This window comes from Pseudomonas sp. GL-B-26 (assembly GCF_019947405.1).
GTDB lineage: Bacteria > Pseudomonadota > Gammaproteobacteria > Pseudomonadales > Pseudomonadaceae > Aquipseudomonas.
The window spans coordinates 1-21,555 of sequence record NZ_JAGYGJ010000023.1 but is presented as its reverse complement, the minus strand read 5'-3'; the positions used below and the strand labels follow the sequence as shown (position 1 = coordinate 21,555).

At 60.1% G+C, this 21,555-nt stretch carries 18 protein-coding genes; 7 read left to right on the top strand and 11 right to left on the bottom strand.

Annotated features, from left to right (window positions below; all coding sequences use genetic code 11):
- Window positions 1-102 precede the first annotated feature (102 nt).
- Window positions 103-963 (top strand): MurR/RpiR family transcriptional regulator, encoded by an 861-nt coding sequence (locus KGB23_RS16360; protein ID WP_173667542.1) that lies wholly within the window; start codon window positions 103-105, stop codon window positions 961-963.
- A gap of 64 nt (window positions 964-1,027) precedes the next feature.
- Here the strand turns inward: KGB23_RS16360 and KGB23_RS16355 are convergent, their stop codons facing one another.
- The 11 genes from KGB23_RS16355 to edd all read right to left on the bottom strand — a co-directional run bounded on the left by KGB23_RS16355 (window position 1,028) and on the right by edd (window position 14,664).
- Window positions 1,028-1,882, bottom strand: a complete 855-nt coding sequence (locus KGB23_RS16355) for a D-hexose-6-phosphate mutarotase (RefSeq protein WP_223431814.1) — start codon at window positions 1,880-1,882, stop codon at window positions 1,028-1,030.
- 108 nt (window positions 1,883-1,990) lie between these two features.
- Window positions 1,991-3,337 carry a carbohydrate porin gene (locus KGB23_RS16350; RefSeq protein ID WP_150657232.1) on the bottom strand — a complete coding sequence of 449 codons (1,347 nt, stop codon included), beginning with the start codon at window positions 3,335-3,337 and terminating at the stop codon, window positions 1,991-1,993.
- 190 nt (window positions 3,338-3,527) lie between these two features.
- Window positions 3,528-4,688, bottom strand: a complete 1,161-nt coding sequence (locus KGB23_RS16345; RefSeq protein WP_046049484.1) for an ABC transporter ATP-binding protein — start codon at window positions 4,686-4,688, stop codon at window positions 3,528-3,530.
- A 4-nt stretch (window positions 4,689-4,692) separates the two neighbouring features.
- Window positions 4,693-5,538 carry a carbohydrate ABC transporter permease gene (locus tag KGB23_RS16340; protein WP_150657234.1) on the bottom strand — a complete coding sequence of 282 codons (846 nt, stop codon included), beginning with the start codon at window positions 5,536-5,538 and terminating at the stop codon, window positions 4,693-4,695.
- On the bottom strand, window positions 5,531-6,439 hold the full coding sequence (locus KGB23_RS16335; protein WP_008155860.1) for a carbohydrate ABC transporter permease: 909 nt from the start codon (window positions 6,437-6,439) through the stop codon (window positions 5,531-5,533). Before KGB23_RS16335 ends, KGB23_RS16340 begins: the two co-directional genes overlap by 8 nt.
- Before the next feature lie 157 nt (window positions 6,440-6,596).
- Window positions 6,597-7,904 (bottom strand): ABC transporter substrate-binding protein, encoded by a 1,308-nt coding sequence (locus tag KGB23_RS16330; protein WP_223431813.1) that lies wholly within the window; start codon window positions 7,902-7,904, stop codon window positions 6,597-6,599.
- A gap of 117 nt (window positions 7,905-8,021) precedes the next feature.
- The gene (locus KGB23_RS16325; RefSeq protein ID WP_223431812.1) at window positions 8,022-9,281 is read right to left on the bottom strand and encodes an AGE family epimerase/isomerase; all 1,260 of its coding nucleotides are present in this window, start codon (window positions 9,279-9,281) and stop codon (window positions 8,022-8,024) included.
- Between the two features lie 225 nt (window positions 9,282-9,506).
- On the bottom strand, window positions 9,507-10,976 hold the full coding sequence (locus KGB23_RS16320) for an ATP-binding protein (protein ID WP_223431811.1): 1,470 nt from the start codon (window positions 10,974-10,976) through the stop codon (window positions 9,507-9,509).
- A complete protein-coding gene (locus tag KGB23_RS16315; RefSeq protein WP_223431810.1) occupies window positions 10,966-11,697 on the bottom strand; it encodes a response regulator in 732 nt (243 codons plus the stop codon). The genes KGB23_RS16320 and KGB23_RS16315 overlap by 11 nt, the downstream gene beginning before the upstream one ends.
- 193 nt (window positions 11,698-11,890) lie before the next feature.
- Window positions 11,891-12,841: a glucokinase gene (locus tag KGB23_RS16310; protein ID WP_223431809.1), complete on the bottom strand. Its 951-nt coding sequence runs from the start codon at window positions 12,839-12,841 to the stop codon at window positions 11,891-11,893.
- Window positions 12,838-14,664 carry a phosphogluconate dehydratase gene (gene edd / locus KGB23_RS16305; RefSeq protein ID WP_046049478.1) on the bottom strand — a complete coding sequence of 609 codons (1,827 nt, stop codon included), beginning with the start codon at window positions 14,662-14,664 and terminating at the stop codon, window positions 12,838-12,840. The genes KGB23_RS16310 and edd overlap by 4 nt, the downstream gene beginning before the upstream one ends.
- A gap of 221 nt (window positions 14,665-14,885) precedes the next feature.
- Between edd and gap the strand changes: the two genes are divergently transcribed.
- The 6 genes from gap (at window position 14,886) to KGB23_RS16275 (ending at window position 21,489) form a co-directional block, all read left to right on the top strand.
- A complete protein-coding gene (gap, locus tag KGB23_RS16300; RefSeq protein WP_046049477.1) occupies window positions 14,886-15,887 on the top strand; it encodes a type I glyceraldehyde-3-phosphate dehydrogenase in 1,002 nt (333 codons plus the stop codon).
- 29 nt (window positions 15,888-15,916) lie between these two features.
- Entirely contained in the window at window positions 15,917-16,381 is a 465-nt protein-coding gene (locus KGB23_RS16295; protein WP_008155845.1) for a methylglyoxal synthase, read from the top strand.
- Window positions 16,382-16,471: 90 nt separating this feature from the next.
- Window positions 16,472-16,990: an RNA polymerase sigma factor gene (locus KGB23_RS16290; RefSeq protein ID WP_033056830.1), complete on the top strand. Its 519-nt coding sequence runs from the start codon at window positions 16,472-16,474 to the stop codon at window positions 16,988-16,990.
- Window positions 16,991-17,114: 124 nt separating this feature from the next.
- Complete coding sequence (locus KGB23_RS16285; protein WP_223431808.1) at window positions 17,115-18,080, top strand: FecR family protein; 966 nt, start codon at window positions 17,115-17,117, stop codon at window positions 18,078-18,080.
- Window positions 18,081-18,202: 122 nt separating this feature from the next.
- A complete protein-coding gene (locus tag KGB23_RS16280; protein ID WP_223431807.1) occupies window positions 18,203-20,767 on the top strand; it encodes a TonB-dependent receptor in 2,565 nt (854 codons plus the stop codon).
- A 113-nt stretch (window positions 20,768-20,880) separates the two neighbouring features.
- Window positions 20,881-21,489, top strand: coding sequence for a biliverdin-producing heme oxygenase (locus KGB23_RS16275; RefSeq protein WP_223431806.1), 609 nt, complete (start codon window positions 20,881-20,883; stop codon window positions 21,487-21,489).
- The last annotated feature ends 66 nt before the right edge of the window (window positions 21,490-21,555 follow it).

Below are 21,555 nucleotides of genomic sequence, written 5' to 3'. Positions count from 1 at the left end.
AGGCCACCGTTACGGGCCCGATCAAAGTCCCAATTTGCATAGCCGGGGCCCTTATTTGCATTGCTCTCATGTTTGCGGAGCTAAGGAACATATATGGACCGCGTGCGTAATTTACTGGAACAGATCCAGAATCGCCTTGAAGACCTGAACAAGGCGGAACGCAAAGTCGCCGAAGTAATCCTGCTCAACCCAGAGCAGGCCACCCGGTTCAGCATCGCCGCCCTCGCCCAGGCCTCCAAGGTCAGCGAGCCCACGGTCAACCGTTTCTGCCGTTCGTTCGGCGTCAGCGGCTACCCGGAACTCAAGCTTCAATTGGCCCAGAGCCTGGCCAGCGGTGCGGCGTATGTCAGCCGTGCGGTCGAGGCTGACGACAATCCGGAAGCCTATACCAAAAAGATTTTCGGCAGCGCCATCGCCTCTTTAGACAGTGCTTTACAGGCGCTTGACCCGAACCTGATCAGCCGCGCCGTCGACCTGTTGATCCAGGCCCGGCAGATCCACTTCTTCGGCCTCGGCGCCTCGGCCCCGGTGGCGCTGGATGCGCAGCACAAGTTCTTCCGCTTCAACCTGGCGGTCACCGCCCACGCGGACGTGCTGATGCAGCGCATGATTGCGTCGGTGGCGCACACCGGCGAGTTGTTCGTGATCATTTCCTACACCGGCCGTACCCGCGAACTGGTGGAGGTGGCGCGTATTGCCCGGGAAAATGGCGCTTCGGTACTGGGCCTGACGGCCGAGGGCTCACCACTGGCCAAGGCCAGCACGTTGAGCCTGAACATTCCGCTGCCGGAAGACACCGACATCTATATGCCGATGACGTCGCGGATCATTCAGCTGACCGTGCTGGATGTGCTCGCCACCGGCATGACCTTGCGCCGAGGCGTGGATTTCCAGCCGCATTTGCGCAAGATCAAGGAAAGTCTGAATGCCAGTCGGTATCCGATTGGGGATGAGTTTAATTAAAAAGATCGCAGCCTCGCTTCGCTGTAGGAGCTGTCGAGCGAAGCGAGGCTGCGATCTTTTGATCCTACGCCCCAACCCTTGCCTGCAAACTCAAATGCGCCCTCTCCCCCGGTGCCAGGCTCAGGCTATCGGTCCCGCCACTCGCCGCTTCCACACAGACAAACTCCGAAATCTCGTTCCAGCTCACCCCCAGCAACGGTCGCGAGCCCGGATGCCAAACCACCGTGTCCGCATGGTCACCGGTATCGATACACAACTCGCGCTGCCAGGCGTGGTCCTTGATCTGTAATTCGCCGTCATGCTGGAACACCCGCTGACAGCCACCCTCTACCCGCAACTCGCCTTCCTGATGACAAATCTGGCGGTTCAACTGGTCGTAACCCTGCGCCCCGTCGAGGCCAGACAGCGCTACCTCGCCGACGTCACCAATACGCCAATACGCATGCAACGCCTGACTCAATTGGCACGGCAGGCTGTCCTGATGCTCGGTACTCAGGCGTAAATCCATGCGTTCGCCCAAGTGCGCGTGCAGGTCCACTTGCCAGTCGCACAACTGAAGTTGCCAGTGCAAGCGCACGCCATCGTCATCAGTGCTGCTGTCCAGCAGCTTCCAGTCGATCAACCGCGCCCAGCCATGGGACGGCCACGCATTTTCGCTCGGATGACGGCCATACCACGGCCAGCACACCGGAACGCCACCACGAATCGCGCCGACCTGCGGCCACTTCGCCGCGCACCAGAGCCAGGGTTTCTGACCCTTTGGCTGGAAGTGCAGCAACTGCGCACCCTGCCGACTGAACACCGCCTGACACAGCGGATGGTCGATCACCAGCACATCGCGCTTCTGATAGCGCTCCCACGCAAACACCGGACGTTCGCGCAAGGATTTGAAGAAGCGTTGTAGCGGATGCTCATGCATGTGCCACGGTCCTGAAAATCACCCGGGGTGCGCAGCCCCCAAAAAAAAGCGGACAGCCTGGGCTGTCCGCAAAAATGCGCACATGGAGAGGAGCTTATCGCAACAACGTTAGAACACCGACTGAATTTTCAGGCCGGCGACCAGCGCGTTGTCGACTTCATCAACACCACCCGGGTGAGTGATGTATTGCAGGTTAGGACGCACGGTCAGCCAGTTGGTAACGTGGAAGCCGTAGTTGATCTCGTAGTTGTACTCGGTGCTACGCAGCGGCGAGAACAGTGGATCCTCGTACTCGGTGACACCATTGGAGGCGTTGACCAGCTCGGCGTTTTTCTTCACGTCATCGTTGACATGGATACGGGCGAAGCCGATTCCCATGTCATCTTTTGGACGTGCATCGAACGGGCCCTTGTACACAAACATCAGCGACTGGTAGTTGTCGACGAAGTTGGTGTCCTTGTCGTGGAAAGTGGCGTTGGCTGCGATGTTCAGACCGCGGGACGCATCACCGTTGTGGCTGGTGAGTTGTTGCTGTGCAACGAACCAGTAACCGTGCTTGCTATCGTGGCTGCGATAAGCGTTACCGCTGGTTGCTGCATCATTGCCGTTTTCATCCTTGAGGACGTCATCGGCATTGGCCGTACTTTTGTAGTAACCGACACGGTATTCGCCCGGCAGGTTGCCAGGGTTCGGCAACCAGACCAGCTCGACCGGCAGCACGGTACCTGCGGTACCACTGCCACTCAGCTTGAAGCCGTTACCGTGTTCCAGTTGCGACGGGTTCTGGTTGTACGCGCCGATCTGAGCATAGAACTCTGGCGAGATGTTGTACTTCACGCGGACCGCAGCCTGCATGACCGGCCAGTTGTACCAGATGTTGGTGGCCCAGTTACCCGCTTGGGAACCGCAGAACGCCAGGTTCTGGAACTCGCACGGGAAGGTGTTGAAGTCCTCGCCTTCGCCGAAGTAACCGGCCTTGACGTCCAGTTTACCGTCGAGGAACTGGTGCTTGATCCACAGTTGAGTCAGACGGACCATATGGCCACGACCGTAGACTTCCTGGGACGAACTCAAGGTGCCGGCACGCGGGTCGCCAACACGGTCATTGGAGATGTTCTCACCGTTACGGTTGGTGAACTGGATCTTGGCCTGGGTGTTATCCCAGCCCCACAGTTTTTGCAGGTCCAGCGCCACGCCCAGACCAAACTGGTCGGCGTAACGCGCAGTCTTGTCGTCGTTGTAGCCGCCGTGGAGGTTGGCGCCCACTTCACCGACGTAGTCCATCTTGATGTCGATACCCTGCTCGATCAGCCTGGTCCGCTCGCCCCCCCAATCACCGGTCATCCACTCGGAATCGGCGCTGAACGCGTCAGCCGCGTGCACACTACCGGCCAGCATCATTGCCGCAACGGCTGACAACTGGCAGATAAGCTGAGCGTTGTTGTTCTTCTTCATCCCTACATCCTCGTTTTATTGTTATTAACTGTTTTTATTTAACGCGGTGACATCCCCTGTGGGAGCGAGCTTTGTGGTGAGGGGATTTATCCCCGTTGGGTCGCGAAGCGGCCCTAAAAAGGGGACTGCTGCGCAGTCCAACGGGGATAAATCCCCTCACCACAAAAGCCCGCTCCCACATTTTTGATCTTCAGCGACCTTTGAATTGCGCTACGTTGGCGCTGTGAGTCTCGGTTTTAGGCTGACCGGCCACCCCCAGGCGCTCACCGGTCTTGGCATCGAACAGCAGCACTTTCGATGGATCGAATTGCAGGGTCAGGGTCTCGCCCACGGCCGGTGCAACGTCCGGTGCCAGACGGCAGCAGACTTTGGTTTCGTTGAGATTGACGAACACCAGGGTGTCGGGACCGGTCGGCTCGGTGACCTGGACTTCGGCGCGAATGATCGGCAAACCATTCGGCTCGCTGCCCGCCAACACGATTTGCTCCGGGCGCATGCCGAGGATCACTTCGCGGTCTTCAAGACCGGCGTCCTGCATGCCCAATGGCAATTCGCAGCGCGCCTGACCACTGTCGAGCAGCGCCACCAGACGACCGTCCTTGCGTTGCAAACGCAGCGGGATGAAGTTCATCGGTGGCGAACCGATAAAGCTCGCCACGAACAGGTTGGCCGGGTTGTTGTAAATGTCTTTCGGCGTGCCGAACTGCTGGATGATCCCGTCCTTCATCACCGCCACTTTGTCGCCCAGGGTCATGGCTTCGATCTGGTCGTGGGTCACGTAGACCGTGGTGGTTTTCAGGCGTTGGTGCATCAGTTTCATTTCGGTGCGCATCTCGACGCGCAGCTTGGCGTCGAGGTTGGACAGCGGTTCGTCGAACAGGTAAATCTTCGGCCGCCGCGCCAGGGCCCGGCCCATCGCCACGCGCTGTTGCTGGCCACCGGAGAGCTGGCCGGGTTTGCGGCCGAGCAAATGTTCGATCTGCAACAGCTTGGCCACGCGAGCGACTTCTTCGTCGATTTCGGCCGCCGGCATTTTGCGAATCTTCAGGCCAAACGCGATGTTGTCGCGCACGCTCATGGTCGGGTACAGCGCGTAGGACTGGAACACCATGGCGATGTCGCGATCTTTCGGGCTCATGCCGCTGATGTCGGCGTCGTCCACCAGGATCGCGCCGCCGCTGATGTTTTCCAGACCGGCGATGCAATTCATCAGCGTGGATTTACCGCAGCCCGACGGGCCGACCAGAATCAGGAACTCACCGTCATCGATCTTCAGTTCGATGTTTTTCAGAGTGTCCGGCAAACCGGCGCCGTAGGTCTTGTTGACGTTGCGTAATTCGAGAGTTGCCATTGTTCTACCCCTTGACCGCGCCGGACGTCAGCCCACGCAGGAAATACTTGCCAGCGAATATGTAGACCAGCAGTGTCGGCAGCCCGGCGATCATCGCGGCGGCCATATCAACGTTGTATTCCTTGGCCCCGGTGCTGGTGTTGACCAGGTTGTTCAGGGCCACGGTAATCGGCTGGGCATCACCACTGGCGAAAACCACGCCGAACAGGAAGTCATTCCAGATTTGGGTGAACTGCCAGATCAGGCAGACCATCACGATCGGGATCGACATCGGCAGCAGGATCTTCCAGAAAATCGTGAAGAAGCCCGCGCCATCAAGGCGTGCAGCCTTGACCAGCGCATCCGGAATGCTCACGTAGTAGTTGCGGAAGAACAGCGTCGTGAACGCCAGGCCGTAGACGATGTGCACCAACACCAAACCGGTGGTGGTGTTGGCCAGGCCGAGTTTGCCGACGGTGAACGAGGCTGGCAGCAGCACGGTCTGGAACGGCAGGAAGCAGCCGAACAGCAACAGACCGAAGAACAGTTGCGAACCACGGAAACGCCACATCGACAGCACGTAACCGTTCATGGCACCGATGAACGTGGAGATCAGCACTGCCGGCACGGTGATTTTCACCGAGTTCCAGAAGTAGCCGCCGACGACGTCCCAGGCTTTGATCCAGCCGATGCCATCAATCACTTGCGGCCAGCTCAGCAGGTTGCCGGTGCGGATGTCTTCCGGGGATTTGAAACTGGTCAGCAGCATCACCACCAGCGGGATCAAATAGATCGCGGCGGCCAGCAACAAGGTTGCGTAGATCGCGATGCGACTGAAGCTGATCGCCGGTTTTCCGAGTTGATTACTCATGGCGTTTGCCTCGCAATTCGGAGTACAGGTACGGCACCAGAATCGCCAGGATCGCGCCGAGCATCATCATGGCGCTCGCCGAACCAATGCCCATCTGGCCACGGCTGAAGGTGAAGGAATACATGAACATCGCGGGCAGGTCGGACGAGTAGCCCGGGCCGCCAGCCGTCATGGCCGCCACCAGGTCGAAGCTCTTGATCGCGATGTGCGCGAGGATCATGAAGGCGCTGAAGAACACCGGGCGCAGGCTCGGCAACACGATTCTCAAATAGATGGTCGGCAGGCTCGCACCGTCGACTTGCGCGGCACGGATGATCGATTGATCGACACCGCGAAGACCGGCGAGGAACATCGCCATTACAAACCCGGAGGCTTGCCATACGGCGGCGATCACCAGGCAATACACCACGCGATCCTGATCCACCAGCCAGTCGAGACGGAAGCCTTCCCAGCCCCAGTCACGCAGCATTTTGTCCAGGCCCAGGCCTGGGTTGAGCAGCCATTTCCACGCGGTACCGGTGACGATCATCGAGAGCGCCATCGGGTACAGGTAAACGGTGCGGATGAAGCCTTCCTTGCGAATGCGCTGATCCAGCAACACCGCCAGGAACACCCCCAGCACCAGGCTGATGCCGATGAACATGCCGCCGAAGACCGCGAGGTTTTTGCTCGCGACCCACCAGCGATCGTTGTCCATCAGGCGGATGTATTGCTGCAGGCCGACCCATTTGTAGCTCGGCATGAAGCTGGAGTTGGTGAAGGACAGAACGAATGTCCAGATGATGTAACCGTAAAAACCAACCAGGACGATCAGCATGCTTGGCGCCAAAACCAGTTTGGGGAGCCAGCGCTGCAGTGCGTCGAACGGTGAGGCTTTGCTGAAAACCGCCACAGAGCTCATCGGGATAATCCAGGTGAAGAGAAATGAAATCCGCACGGCGATCCCTTGTGGGAGCGGGCTTGCTCGCGAAGGCGGTGTATCAGTCGACATCCGTGTTGAATGTCAGACCGCATTCGCGAGCAAGCCCGCTCCCACAGGAGTCACGCGGTGTCAGGGATTACTGGGCGGCTTTGACGGCCGATGCCAGTTGGGCGCTGGCCTTGGCCGGGTCAGCATCCTTGTCGTTCATGAAGTTGGTCACCACATCGAAGATCGCGCCCTGCACGGCCAGGGAAGTGGCCATGTTGTGCGCCATGCTCGGTTGCAGGCCGCCAGTCTTCTCGTCTGCAAGGAAATCCTTGGCCGACTTCTGGGCGCACTCGTCGAAGCCAAGCTTGTCCATTTCATTCAGCATGTCGTTACGCACCGGGATCGACCCTTTGTTCATGCTGAAGACTTTCTGGAAGTCAGTGCCCAATGCGACCTTGGCCAAGTCTTGCTGAGCGGCGATGTCACCCTTCCGATCCGCTTTGAGCTTGAACACGGCCAGGGAATCGATGTTGTAGGTGAAGGCTTTTTCGGTGCCCGGGAATGGCACGCATTGGTAGTCCTTGCCCGCTACTTTCTTGGCAGCGGTCCATTCGCTCTTGGCCCAGTCGCCCATCATCTGCATACCGGCCTTGCCGCTGATGACGTCGGCCGCCGCGATGTTCCAGTCACGACCGGCGCGGTTCGGGTCCATGTAGCCGGTGAGTTTTTTCAGCTCGGTGAACGACTTGGTCATCTCGGCACCCGAGAGAGTTTTCTGATCCAGGTCTACCAGGGCTTTCTTGTAACCGTCCGCGCCCATGACCGAGAGCACCACGTCTTCAAACACGGTGCTGTCCTGCCAAGGCTGGCCACCGTGGGCAAGCGCGATGAAGCCTGCGGCTTTCAGCTTGTCGCCAGCGGCATAGAATTCGGCGAGGGTGGTCGGGGCTTTTTCGATCCCGGCTTTCTTGAAGACTTCCGGGTTGATCCACAGCCAGTTGACGCGGTGAATGTTCACCGGCACGGCGACGTAGTCACCTTCGTATTTGACGGTGTCGGAGACTTTCTTCGACAGCAGGCCATCCCAGCCTTCGGATTTGGAAACGTCTTTCAGGGTATCGGTGCTGAGCAGGCCAGTGCTGCCCCACTCCTGGATGTCCGGACCTTTGATCTGTGCAACGCCCGGCGGGTTACCGGCGACGGCGCGGCTTTTGAGTACGGTCATGGCAGTGGAACCGCCGCCACCGGCGACTGCGCCATCCTTCCAGGTGAAGCCGTCTTTTTCGACTTGAGCCTTCAGGACATCGACCGCGGCCTTTTCACCACCAGAGGTCCACCAGTGAACGACTTCCACCGAACCTTTGGAATCGGCAGCAAGCGTACTCAGCGGGAATGCAGACAGGGGAAGCAGTGAGGCGAGAGAAATGACAGTAGCGAGGCGAGAAATCGCATTCATCTAGTAGTACCTTTCTTGTTGTTATGCATGCAAGTCTGGTGCTTGCGCTGCATAGGATTTTAAACAGGAGTGATCCCTTCGCAGGTAACGAAGGGACGTTCGAATGTCACCACATGGTTACACAGGAGCGCTCTGGGATAACTGTGCCAGGGCAGTCGCCATACTCGGCGCCAGGGGCAATCGCGGAATCAATACGGATTGCCAGGCGTGATAAAGATCAGGCTTACCAGCCCAGATATCGGCGCTCGGACGGTTCTGCGGATCGAGTTCGTGGCGCCAGCCGCCGCTTTCACGATCGATGAAATGGCTGTCGCAGAATTCCCAAAACAGTCGGTACCAGCTTTCGTATTGCGCATCGCCTGTGCGTTTAAGCAGCGCACTGGCGGCGGCGCTGGCTTCGCAATGGGTCCAGTGCAGACGATGGCGAACCACGGCGCGATTGTCCCAGTCGAGGGTGTAGACAATCCCCGGCGCCCCGTCGACATCCCAGCCGTGTCGGCAGTTGTGGTCGAAGAGTTTTTGCGCGTCGGTGGCGAGCCAGCCCGGCGTCAGCATCCCGGCCTTAACCCGCGCCGCTTCGAGATGCAGCATCAGCCGGGCCCATTCGAAACCGTGACCCGGCGTGGTGCCGTAGGGGCGAAAACCATCGGCCGGGTTGTCGTGGTTGTAGTCGCGAAGCGGCTGCCAGTCGCGGTCGAAATGCTCGACCACCAGGTAATCGTTGGCGGCGGCGTGACCATGGATCACGCGCTCGACGATGCGCTGGGCGCGGCACAGCCAGCGGTTGTCGTCGGTGACATCGGCCAATGCGAGAAAGGCTTCCGTGGCGTGCATGTTGCTGTTGGCACCGCGATAGGCTTCCTCGACGCTCCAGTCGCGGTTGAAGGATTCGCGCATCGCGCCCTCCTCCTCGCTCCAGAAATGCGTGTCGATGATGTGGATGGCATCGTCGAGCAAGGCCTGTGCGCCGGGACGCTGAGCGACGACCGCAGAACTGGCGGCCAGCGCGACGAAGGCGTGCAGGTAAGCGGCTTTATCGGTGTTGCCGTCGCGATGCTCGGGGGCAGCGAACCAGCCACCGTGTTCGGCGTCACGCAATGGACCGCTGAGGGCTTTGACGCCGTGATCCACCAGTTCCGCAAAACCTGGCAGACCCTGAATGTGGGCCATGGCGAAGCTGTGGGTCATGCGCGCGGTGTTCATGGTTTCGGCGTGGGCGTTGGCCGGGAGGCAGCCCTTTTCATCGAGATTGCCGAAGCCTTCGGGAAGCTTTGAAGCCTTGGCAAACGCCAGCAGGCGCAGGCCTTCGGCGGCGAGCCATTGCTGATGGGCGGGTGCGTTCAGCCAACTGCTGAACGCGGGTTGGAAGGTGTCCATGGGGTGCCTTTTTTGTTGTTATGACTGGGGGGAGTCTAAACAACGGACGATGGCGGGCTTGTAACGAAGGGGGTGAGTTATGTCACCAGGTTGTGACATACAGATTTTGTGGTGGGTGATTATTTGTGGCGAGGGAGCTTGCTCCCGCTGGACTGCGCAGCAGTCCTTCTTTTGGGGCCGCTTCGCGCCCCAGCGGGAGCAAGCTCCCTCGCCACAGGATCCGCGTCAATCGATCGATCGAGGCAAATGCAACGTCACCCTTAACCCACCCTCGCGCAAATTCTGCAGGCTGACCTCCCCCCCATGGCTATGCGCAATATTTCGCGCAATCCCCAACCCCAACCCATAACCCTGCTGCTGCCCGGCCAGTCGGAAGTGCGGCTCGAACACCTGCTCCATCCGCTGTTCCGGCACGCCTGGCCCTTCATCGTCCACATGCAGGATGAACGCACTCTGGTCGTCATCAATGTGCAAATGCGCTTTCTGCCCATACTTCAAGGCATTGTCGATCAGGTTGCCGATGCAACGCTTGAGCGCCAGCGGCTTCCCCGGATACGCCGCCAGCGCACGCCCTTGCTGGGTGACGCGACCATTGCCGTTGGGCGCCAGATACGGTTCCACCAGACAATCAAGCACATGGTTGAGGTCCACCGGCTCGATGTTTTCGTGGATGTCGGTGTCTTTCACGCATTGCAGCGCGCCTTTGACCAGCAGCTCCAGCTCATCCAGATCACGGCCGAACTTGGCTTGCAGCGTTTCGTCTTCGAGCAATTCAACGCGTAACCGCAAGCGGGTAATCGGCGTGCGCAGGTCATGGGATATCGCGCTGAACAACTGGCTGCGCTCGGTCAGGTAACGGCTGATGCGCTCGCGCATCGCATTGAAGGCGCGGCCGACCTCGACCACTTCACTGCCGCCGCCCTCCGCCACCGGCTCGACTTCCGCGCCCAAAGACATGTCCCGTGCTGCCCGCGCCAAACGCTTGAGCGGCCGGCTCTGCCAGTGCACCAGCAGGCCAATGAACAACAGCAAAAAGCCGCTGGTGAGCACGATGAACCAGACTTGCTGCGCCGGCAGGCCTTGTTCTTCAAGACTGGTGTAGGGCTCGGGCAACAGTGAGGCGATGTACAGCCACTCGCCCGGTGCCATCTGGATTTGGGTGACCAATACCGGCGGGTTCACCGGTTCCAGGGTCAACGCGTAATGCGCCCAGGAGCGCGGCAATTCATCGAGTTTCAGACCGCCGTTGAAGATCCGCAGGTCTTCGGGGCTGACGAACGTCACCGAGATATCCGTGTCCTGACCCAGGGACTGGCGCAGCACTTCGTCCACCGCTTTGAGCACCGCTTGCTTGCGCGGGGTGATCGGCAGCACTTCCATGCCCAAGGGTTTGTCGTTGAGCGTCACCACAAAACGGGTGCCGCCCATGCTGCGCAGCTGGTCGAGTACCAATGGCCGAAACGCGACCGGCAGAGAGCGGAAGTAACTGACGCTGGCGGTCATCGAATGAGCGAGGCTACGGGCGCTGGTGACCAGGCCTTCAAGTTGGGTGGCGCGCAGTTGCGAGACCCAGATCACGCTCGACAGCGTCTGGGCGAACAACACCGCCAACAGCGTCAGCAGCAACATCCGCCCGAGCAGCGAACGCGGCACGGGAATCCGTGCGGCGAGCTTGCGGAAAAACTCAGTGGCCATTGCTGGCAACCACATTGGCGGCCAGTTGGTAGCCGCTGCCGCGCACGGTACGGATCAGCCGCGGTGGTTTTTCGGTGTCGCGCAGGCGCTGGCGCAAACGGCTGACGGCCATGTCGACGATGCGATCCAGCGGCATCAAATCACGACCACGGGTGGCGTTGCCGATGGTGTCGCGATCGAGAATTTCCTGAGGGTGATCGAGGAACAGTTTCAGCAGCGCGAAATCGGCGCCGGAGAGAATCACTTCTTCGCCATCAATGTGGAACAGCCGATGGCTGACCATGTCCAGTCGCCAGTCATCGAAGGCCAGCACTTCACTGCCGGAACGCTCCTGGCCGAACTGCGCGCGACGCAACAAGGCTTTGATGCGCGCCTGCAATTCACGCGGGCTGAAGGGTTTGCCGAGGTAATCGTCGGCGCCCAATTCCAGACCGATGACGCGGTCGGCCTCGTCGGAACTGGCCGTGAGCATGATGATTGGCACCTGCGCCTGACGCGGGTGCTGACGGATCCAGCGGCAGAGGCTGAAGCCGTCTTCGTCCGGCAGCATCACGTCGAGGATCACCAGATCGCTCGGCGCCTCGTTCAACGCCTGACGAAAGCCCGCACCATCAGGCGTGGTACGAACCTGGAAACCGGCGCGGGTCAGGTAGGTGTCCAGCAACTCGCGTATCTCTTGATCGTCATCGACCAACAAAATCGACTTGTTGACTGAGTTCACGGGGCGGCGTCCTTGTTGTTTGAATTGGGCGGATTATGCCTTAAGCGCGGAATCTACAAACACCACAAAACCCATGTGGGAGCGGGCTTGCTCGCGAAAGCGGTGTATCAGTCGACATCAATGTTGAATGTCAGTCCGCTTTCGCGAGCAAGTCGAATCGTCGCACCGCCGCTCCCACATTTTTGATCGCATTTCAGGCCTGCTCGAGCGCAACACCCGCGCCAACCAGGCCGGAATACGGCGCCGTCACCAACCACACCGGGATGCCTTTGAAGTAATCGCTCATGCAGCCCTTGTCGGCGAAGCACCGGGCGAAACCGCTTTCGATGAAGAAATCGGCGAACCGCGGAATCACCCCGCCCACGATGTACACGCCGCCACGCGCACCGGTGGTCAGCACGTTGTTGCCGGCCACACGCCCCAGCCAGCAGCAGAACTGCTCGAGCACTTCCAGGGCAATCGGATCGCCGGCCAACCCGGCAGCCGTGATCGCTTCCGGTGTTTCGAGCACAGGCTCATGACCGTCCACCGCACAAATCGCCCGATAGACCCGCGGCAAACCGCTACCGCTCAACGCCGTTTCAGCGCTGACATGGCCGATCTCATTGAAGATGTGCTGCCACAACTGGGTTTCCCGCGGACTGCTCAGCGGCAAATCGACGTGACCGCCCTCCCCCGGCAACGCGGCGAAACGACCTTCGCCCAGATCCAGCAACGTGCCAACACCGAGGCCAGTCCCCGGACCGATCACCACCGCCGGCCGCAACGGTTCCGGCGTGCCTTCGCAGACCACCCGAAACTCGTCCGGCTGCAAACGAGTCATGCCCAGCGCCATGGCCGAGAAGTCGTTGACCAGCAACAGTTGATCCACCTGCAAGGTCTGGCAGAACCCCTTGCGGCTCAGTCGCCAGTGATTATTGGTGAACTTGAATTCATCGCCGCTGACGGGGCCGGCCACCGACAGGCACACCGAACCGATCGAACCCGGCGCCAGGCCAAGCCCGCTCAGGTAGAGGCTGATCGCCTCTTCCGGGCTGGCGTGGTCGGCCGTCGCCAGCACCTGGACCGATTCCAGTTGCTGGTTTTTCCACAACGCGAAACGTGCGTTGGTCCCACCGATGTCACCGACCAAAGCCAGTTTCAATTAAGCGTCTCCAGGGCAGAAGTAAAGGCGCTGGCGCCCTGCTCCGCCGAGCTGAAGGCCATGCGCATGAAACCAAACAGTTCGCGACCGCTGCCAATGTTATTGCCCAACAGGCCCTTGGCAGGTTCGCGCGCTGCGAATTCGTCGGCGTCCACCTTAAGCTCCAGAGTGCCTTTGACGCCATCGACGCGGATGATATCGCCCTCTTGCACCCGCGCCAAAGCGCCGCCCACATAGGCTTCGGGGCTGACATGAATCGCCGCCGGGATTTTCCCCGACGCACCGGACATGCGCCCGTCGGTGACCAGCGCGACTTTGAAGCCGCGATCCTGCAGCACGCCGAGGAACGGCGTCATCTTGTGCAGCTCCGGCATGCCGTTGGAGCGCGGGCCCTGGAAGCGCATCACGGCGACGAAATCCTTCTCGAGCAAACCGGCCTTGAACGCATCGGCCAAGTCCTGTTGATCCTGGAACACCATGGCCGGTGCTTCGACGACCTGGTTTTCCAAAGCAACGGCGGACACTTTCATCACACCGCGACCGAGGTTGCCTTCCATGACCCGCAAGCCGCCCTCTGGCGAGAACGCGCGCGCGACCGGACGCAGGATGGTTTCGTCGAGGCTTTCGATCGGGCCTTCGCGCCAGACCAGTTCGCCGTTTTCAAGGAACGGTTCCATGGTGTAGCGGCTCAGGCCGTGGCCCAGCACCGTGTTGACGTTTTCGTGCAGCAACCCGGCTTCCAGCAGTTCGCGGATCAGGAACGACATGCCGCCCGCCGCCTGGAAGTGGTTGATGTCGGCTTTGCCGTTCGGGTAGACGTGGCTCAGGGTCGGCACCACCTCGGAGAGGTCGGCCATGTCCTGCCAGGTCAATTGAATGCCCGCCGCCATGGCGATCGCCGGCATGTGCAAGGTGTGGTTGGTCGAGCCGCCGGTGGCGTGCAACGCGACAATCGAGTTGACCAGCGAACGCTCGTCGACGATTTCGCCGATCGGCATGAAGTCGCCGCTCTGCTTGGTCAGACGCGTGACCTGATGCGCCGCTTCGCGGGTCAGGGCATCACGCAACGGGGTGTTCGGATTGACGAAAGAGGCGCCCGGCAAGTGCAGGCCCATGACTTCCATCAGCAACTGGTTGGTGTTGGCGGTGCCGTAAAAGGTGCAGGTACCCGGGCTGTGGTAGGACTTCATCTCCGATTCCAGCAGCTCTTCGCGGCTGGCCTTGCCTTCGGCGTAGCGCTGGCGGACGTCGGCTTTCTGCTTGTTGGAAATACCCGAGACCATCGGACCGCCCGGCACGAAGATCGTCGGCAAGTGACCGAAGCGCAGCGCGCCCATCATCAGACCCGGCACGATTTTGTCGCAGATGCCGAGCATCAGCGCGCCGTCGAACATGTTGTGAGACAGCGCCACGGCAGTGGACAGCGCAATCACTTCGCGGCTCGGCAGGCTCAGTTCCATGCCCGGTTCGCCCTGAGTCACGCCATCGCACATGGCCGGGGTACCGCCGGCGAACTGACCGACGGAGCCGATTTCGCGCAGGGCTTTTTTGATCTGTTCAGGAAAGACTTCGTACGGCTGGTGCGCCGAGAGCATGTCGTTATAGGACGAAACAATCGCAATGTTCGCGGAGTTCATCATCCGCAGACTGTTCTTGTCGTCGGTGCCGCAACCGGCCACGCCGTGGGCGAAGTTGGCGCATTGCAGCTTGCCGCGCATGGGACCGTCGCTGGCAGCACCACGAATCAGTGCAAGGTAAGCCTCACGCGTGGCGCGGCTACGGGCGATAAGCCGTTCGGTGACCTCAAGGACGCGGGGATGCATGTTTAGAACTCCAGGCTAACGGATGTGGGCGACCTGATTGTCTATGCTGAACAAGAGCCGTTGTCGATGGGATGACAGACGGCTTTCTTGATCGGTCGGACCAGTTGATTCAGGTCACTCGTTGTAGATTGAACAAAATATTGCCATTAAAAAGGCTTGTTTTCTATTTTTATGCGAATAATCTTGTAATTCCAACAACAAAACGACGGCGGCCCTGTTAAATGACTCTTCGAATCGCAATCAATGGTTTTGGCCGAATTGGCCGCAACGTCCTGCGCGCACTGTATACCCAAGGGTATCGCCAGGATCTGCAGATCGTTGCCATCAATGACCTGGGCGATAGCGCGATGAACGCTCATCTGCTCAAGTACGACACTGTTCATGGCACGTTCGATGCCGATGTCCAGCACGATCTGGAAACCCTGACCGTCAACGGTGACCGTATTTCTGTCAGCGCCATTCGCAACCCGGCCGAGCTGCCGTGGGCTGCCGAGCAGATCGACGTCGTATTCGAATGCACCGGTTTGTTCACCGACCGCGCCAAAGCCGCCGCGCATATTACGGCCGGCGCACGCAAAGTGATCATCTCGGCCCCGGCCAAAGGCGCCGACGCCACGGTGGTGTATGGCGTTAACCACGACATACTGCGCCAATCGCACCAGATCATTTCCAACGCGTCGTGCACCACCAACTGCCTGGCCCCGGTGGCCCAGGTGTTGCACCGCGAGCTGGGAATCGAAAGCGGTCTGATGACCACTATTCACGCCTACACCAACGATCAGCACCTGACCGACGTCTATCATGTCGATCCGTATCGTGCCCGTTCGGCCACCCAGAACATGATCCCGAGCAAAACCGGCGCGGCTGAAGCGGTCGGTCTGGTGCTGCCGGAACTGGCGGGCAAACTGACCGGTATGTCGGTGCGCGTGCCGGTAATCAACGTGTCGCTGGTGGACCTGACCGTGCAACTCAAACGCGAAGCGTCGGCCGATGAAGTGAACGCGCTGCTGAAAGAAGCCAGCCAGCACTCGAAGATTCTCGGTTACAACACCCTGCCGCTGGTCTCCAGCGACTTCAACCACAACCCGCTGTCGTCGATCTTTGACGCCAACCACACCAAGTCCAGCGGCAAGCTGCTCAAGGTACTGGCCTGGTACGACAACGAATGGGGCTTCTCCAACCGCATGCTCGATAACTGCCTGGCGCTGTGCAACGCAGAGTAAGCGAAGCTTACGAGTAGGAGCAGCAACCGATGATCGGTATCAGCTTTACGCAAAAGACCATGGCAGCGCGCAAGCGTATTGCCTTGGTCGCCCATGACCACTGCAAAGTGTTTTTGCTGGACTGGGCCGAGCGGCAGAAAGACAGGCTCGCACAGCATGAACTGGTCGCCACCGGCACCACCGGGTTGTTGTTGCAACAGCGCCTGGATTTGCCTGTGGAGAGCATGATCAGCGGCCCATTGGGCGGCGACCAGCAACTCGGTGCGCGAATCGCCGAGCAGCGGGTCGACATGCTGGTGTTCTTCTGGGACCCGTTCGAACCACAGCCGCACGACCCGGACATCAAGGCGTTATTGCGAGTCGCGGCGGTCTGGAACATTCCCGTCGCCTGCAACGAATGCAGCGCCGACTACCTGCTGAGCAGCCCGATGATGGAGCAGGCGCACGAACATCGGATCCCCGATTACGCGACCTATCTGCTGGGCCGCGCCTAGCCCTTCGAAAATCAGCTTCACAAATCAATACTTGACCACTCGAGCGGATGATAAGCATTATCATTCGCTCGAAATGGATCAGGTCCTCCCGTGAGTCAATCTCGCTTCAATCACGTCTTCATCGCCCAGCGAGTCTCTCTGCTGCGCACATTGGAGCGGATGGTCAACAATCACAGCACCGCCGAAGACCTCCTGCAGGAGACCTACCTGCGAGTGACCCGGGCGCTCAGTGAGCGGGCCATCGATCACCTTGAACCGTTCGTTTTCCAGACCGCCCGCAACCTGGCGCTGGACCATTTGCGTGCGCGGCGCATTCAGTCGCGCACGATGCTCGACGACGTGCCACTGGACGTGGTGGAAAGCGTCGCCGCCCCTGCCAGCAGTGCCGAGGACGCCGCCCATGCCGAACAATTGCTCGAGCGCTTGAACGTGAGCCTCAATGAACTCAGCGCCCGTCAGCAGCAGATTTTCATCCTCAGCCGTCTGCACGGGCACAGCTATCTGGAGATCGCCGAGAAGCTTGGCGTGTCATTGAGCACCGTGCAAAAGGAGCTGAAATTGATCATGGCGATCTGCATCGGCGTGGCCGAACGGTTAAACGGCGACTGAATCTTTAGGTTAATTCTCCATGTGTGAGGATGACCTGCACTGACTATCGGGCTTTGCTACCCTTGCCCCACTTTCAAGCTTCACTAAAAAAACAGCGGTGCCAAGACACTGCCGAGGAAACACCGTGACGGACACCCACCGCTCCCTTCCGCCCTCCCCGGCGCGGGACCCCGCAAGTGCGATGGACCAGGCCCTGGACTGGCTGATCGTGCTGGACAGTCCGAGCGAGGAACAGACCCGACAGTTTCACGAATGGCTGGCCGCCGATCCGTTGCATGCCGAGGCGTTCGCCAAGGCTCAGGCGATCTGGGAAGGCCCGCAGGTCGTGCAATGCGCGCAAAGCCTGGCCGCCCGGCCGCCGAAAGTGACCGTCCTGTCGCGCCTGCGCCCGCACTGGAAACCCTTGGCCACCGCCGCCGTGTTGATCCTCGGTTTGTTCAGCTTCAGTAATCTGCCGATTCGCCTGCAGGCTGATCACCTGACCGTGGTCGGTGAACGTCAGCGGCTGCAACTGGAGGACGGCTCGAAGGTCCTGCTCAATACCAATTCGGCCTTCTCCAGCACCATCAACGATCAACAGCGCGTGGCCCGTTTGTATCAGGGCGAGGCGTTTTTCGAGGTCGCGGCCAATCGTGGCCAGCCGCTGGAAATCGACGCAGGGCCGGTCAAGGCCAGCGTTCGGGACACCGCGTTTGCGGTGCGTTATCTGGACGGTGTGGCACAGGTCCGGGTGCAGCGTGGGGATGTCGACTTGCGAGCAACCCGCGATGACGCGCGAATTCGATTGTCCGCCGGAGAAAGTATCCGCATTGGCCCCAACGGTTTCGATCGCCCCGCCAGACTCGATGCAGCGACTGACCTGGCATGGGTCCAGGGTCGACTGGTGTTCGAAAACTGCCCGCTGAGCCAGGTGCTGGCAGAGCTGCGTCGTTACTACCCAGGCTGGATCATCAACAACAACGAGCAGTTGGCCGACATCGCCGTCACCGGCAACTACCGCCTCGACCAGCCATTGGACGTGGTCCGCTCGCTGGCCCACATCACTTCGGCGCGGCTCCGGGAATTCCCGGCGCTGGTGATTTTGAACTAAATGAGAATTATTTTTACTCGATAGCCAAATCCCGTACGTCTCGTTATAGCCAATGCAATTGATTCTTATCTACGGATTCGGATCAGCACCTATAAAGATTCGTGCGACACGGAGCGCTATCGATGTCCTCTCGCCTTACCCGCCAACCTTCTTCACCTTCTCGCGTGCTGTCGCTGCTGACCGCCGCCATCCTGATGGCCGGCAGCGCGCAGCTCTGCGCCGCCACCGCGGCAGAGCAACCGACCCGCAACATGGGCGATTACGCGTTCACCATCCCTCAGCAGTCGCTGGTCTCGGCGCTCAATGCCTTTACCGCCGTGACGGGTTGGCAAGTCGGCTTGCCGGCAGAACTGGCTGAAGGCGTGGCCTCGCCGGGCGTACGGGGTTCGCTGCCGCCAGAGAAAGCCCTCGATCGCCTGTTGGTGGGGACCAACCTGAGCTATCGCAAACTGGGCACCAACAACATCGTGCTGGAGAAGCGCAGCAACAGCAACGCGCTCAACCTGGACCAGGTGACCATCAGCGCCACCCGCCAGGAACAGGACGTGAACAGCGTGCCGAGCACCGTCACCGTCTACACCCGCGAAGAGCTGGACCGCAACAACGTGAATAACATCAAGGATCTGGTGCGCTACGAGCCCGGTGTTTCGGTGGGCGGCGCCGGTCAACGCGCCGGTCTCACGGGCTACAACATCCGCGGTATCGACGGCGACCGCGTACTGACCCAGATCGACGGTGTGCAAGTGCCCGACAGCTTCTTCAACGGCCCATACGCCCAGACCAACCGCAACTACGTCGACCCCGAGATCGTCAAGCGCGTCGAGATTCTGCGCGGCCCGGCATCCGTGCTTTACGGCAGCAACGCCATCGGCGGCGCGGTCAGCTACTACACGCTGGACCCGGACGACATCATCAAACCGGGCAAGGATGTCGGCGCACGCCTGAAAACCGGCTACAGCTCGGCCGACGACAGCTGGTTGACCTCCGGCACCGTGGCCGGCCGCACCGGCGACTTCGACGGCCTGTTGCACTTGAGTCAGCGCAATGGTCATGAAACAGAGTCCTACGGTGAAACCGGCGGAACCGGCCTGAACCGCACCGAGGCCAACCCCGAGGATGTGCGCACCACCAACGTGCTGGCCAAACTGGGCTGGGACTACGCCGACGATGCGCGCTTCGGCCTGACTTACGAGCACTACAAGGATGACCGCGACACCAACCAGCTGAGCGCAGTGGGCGGCCCGTTCAACGCAGGACGCGGTTTCGGCTTCTATAAATCCCGTACCGGCAACGACACCGTCACCCGCGAACGCTTCGGCCTGGAACACAGCTTCGGCCTGGACAGCGTCCTGGCTGACAACATCAAGTGGACGCTGAATTACCAGATCGCCAAGACCGACCAGAGCACCGAAGAAATCTACGCGCCGTCGCGCACGGTGCTGCGCAACCGTGATACCACCTACAAGGATCGCCAATGGGTGTTCGATGCCCAGGCTGACAAGTCGTTTGCCATCGCCGACACCGACCACCGTGTCACCTACGGCACCACCCTCAAACAGGACAAAGTCACCGGCCTGCGCACCGGTAGCGGCACCTGCCTGACCGTGGCCGGCGCTTGCCGGGTCATCGGTGCCGCCAGCGCCGCCGATACCCTGAAACCCGCCAGCGACTTCCCGGATCCGACCATCAACAGCTACAGCCTGTTCGCCCAGGATCAGATCAGCTGGGGCAACTGGACCTTCCTGCCCGGAGCACGCTACGACTACACCGAACTCAAGCCGCACATCACCGACGAGTTCCTGGTCACCGCCGACCAGAGCGGCAACGGTGTGGTGAGCGAGGACACCAAGACCTGGCATCGTCTGTCGCCAAAATTCGGCACCACCTATAGCTTCAACGACCACTACACCTGGTATGGCCAGTACGCCGAAGGCTTCCGCACGCCGACCGCCAAGGCGCTGTACGGTCGCTTTGAAAACCTGGCCGGCGGCTATCAGGTCGCACCGAATCCTGATCTGGAACCGGAAAAGAGCAAGAGCTATGAAACCGGCCTGCGCGGCCAGTTCGAGGCAGGTACTTTCGATGTGGCGGTGTTCTACAACAAATACCGCGACTTCATCGACGAGAACGCCATCACGCCCGGCTACACCGAGACCACTTTCCAAAGCAACAACATCGCGCATGCCACCATCAAGGGCCTGGAGCTCAAGGGTCGCCTGAACCTCGACAGCTTCGGCGCCCCGACCGGTCTCTACACCCAAGGTTCGGTGGCTTACCTGTACGGACGAAACGATGACAGCGGCCAGCCGCTTAACAGCATCAACCCGCTGACAGGCGTGTTCGGCCTGGGTTACGGCCAGGACAACTACGGCGCCCTGTTGAGCTGGACACTGGTCAAGCGCAAAACTCGCGTCGACAGCACCAGCTTCAAAACCCCTGACGGCACCAGCACCCAGTTCAAGACCCCGGGCTATGGCGTGCTCGACCTGGCCGGCTTCTACAAGGTGACCGACGACGTAACCGTCAACGCCGGTTTGTACAACCTGACCAACAAGAAGTACTGGCAGTGGGATGACGTGCGCGGTTACGACAGCGTCGGCGAAGCCTCGGTCACTCAACCGGCCAACCTCGACCGCCTGACCCAACCGGGTCGCAACTTCGCGATCAATCTGGTCTGGGATATCTGACCCTGCCACCTCACTGCGCTGCTTTATAGAAGTGGCGCAATGAGGTTTTTTTACTGTCTGGCGCCTGCTTGTTCGTCTCGTTACCAAGCGCCTCTTTTTCTCAAGGACTTCTCATGACCGCTCAGGACACTGCTCAACGCCCAGCTCTGCGTTCGCAACGTATGAACCAGATCACAAACGAGCCTCATACCAAGCTGGATGCCTTGGTCAAAGCCCACGCACCGTTCGAAACCCAGGCCAACTTCGCGCGTTTCGTGGTGGCTCAGTATGTGTTTCAGTCGGAACTGGCATCGCTGTACAACGATGCTGAATTGACCGCCATCGTCCCGGACCTGCCAGCTCGCTGCCGTGCTGAAGCGTCCAAGGCAGATCTGGCGGACCTGGAAACTGAAGTTCCAGCGCCCGTCGCCGGTGCCGTGAAGAATCCAACCAAAGCCGAGGCGCTGGGTTGGCTGTTCGTGTCGGAAGGTTCGAAACTTGGCGCGGCGTTCCTGATCAAGCGAGCTGTCGGTCTGGGGTTAAGCGAAACCTTCGGTGCTCGTCATCTCGGTGAACCGGCCGGTGGCCGCGCTGAAGGCTGGAAGAGCTTCGTCAAAACCCTCGACGGGTTGGAACTCAGCGCACAGGAAGAAGCCGAGTTGGATAAAGGCGCTATCGACGCGTTCAACCGCTTCACCGTGTTGCTGGAACTGGCCTACGCCACCACCCCCGAACTCGCCTGAGAATACGGACCTGTGGGAGCGGGCTTGCTCGCGAAAGCGGTGTGTCAGTCAGCATCAATGTGGCCT

Bases quoted from the DNA above. Each gene is read 5' to 3' on its own strand.
- KGB23_RS16340 (WP_150657234.1), bottom strand. From the start codon at position 5,538: ATGAGTAATCAACTCGGAAAACCGGCGATCAGCTTCAGTCGCATCGCG.
- KGB23_RS16345 (WP_046049484.1), bottom strand. From the start codon at position 4,688: ATGGCAACTCTCGAATTACGCAACGTCAACAAGACCTACGGCGCCGGT.
- KGB23_RS16280 (WP_223431807.1), top strand. From the start codon at position 18,203: ATGTCCTCTCGCCTTACCCGCCAACCTTCTTCACCTTCTCGCGTGCTG.
- edd (WP_046049478.1), bottom strand. From the start codon at position 14,664: ATGCATCCCCGCGTCCTTGAGGTCACCGAACGGCTTATCGCCCGTAGC.
- KGB23_RS16355 (WP_223431814.1), bottom strand. From the start codon at position 1,882: ATGCATGAGCATCCGCTACAACGCTTCTTCAAATCCTTGCGCGAACGT.
- KGB23_RS16330 (WP_223431813.1), bottom strand. From the start codon at position 7,904: ATGAATGCGATTTCTCGCCTCGCTACTGTCATTTCTCTCGCCTCACTG.
- KGB23_RS16275 (WP_223431806.1), top strand. From the start codon at position 20,881: ATGACCGCTCAGGACACTGCTCAACGCCCAGCTCTGCGTTCGCAACGT.
- KGB23_RS16295 (WP_008155845.1), top strand. From the start codon at position 15,917: ATGATCGGTATCAGCTTTACGCAAAAGACCATGGCAGCGCGCAAGCGT.
- KGB23_RS16320 (WP_223431811.1), bottom strand. From the start codon at position 10,976: ATGGCCACTGAGTTTTTCCGCAAGCTCGCCGCACGGATTCCCGTGCCG.
- gap (WP_046049477.1), top strand. From the start codon at position 14,886: ATGACTCTTCGAATCGCAATCAATGGTTTTGGCCGAATTGGCCGCAAC.
- KGB23_RS16335 (WP_008155860.1), bottom strand. From the start codon at position 6,439: ATGAGCTCTGTGGCGGTTTTCAGCAAAGCCTCACCGTTCGACGCACTG.
- KGB23_RS16325 (WP_223431812.1), bottom strand. From the start codon at position 9,281: ATGGACACCTTCCAACCCGCGTTCAGCAGTTGGCTGAACGCACCCGCC.
- KGB23_RS16350 (WP_150657232.1), bottom strand. From the start codon at position 3,337: ATGAAGAAGAACAACAACGCTCAGCTTATCTGCCAGTTGTCAGCCGTT.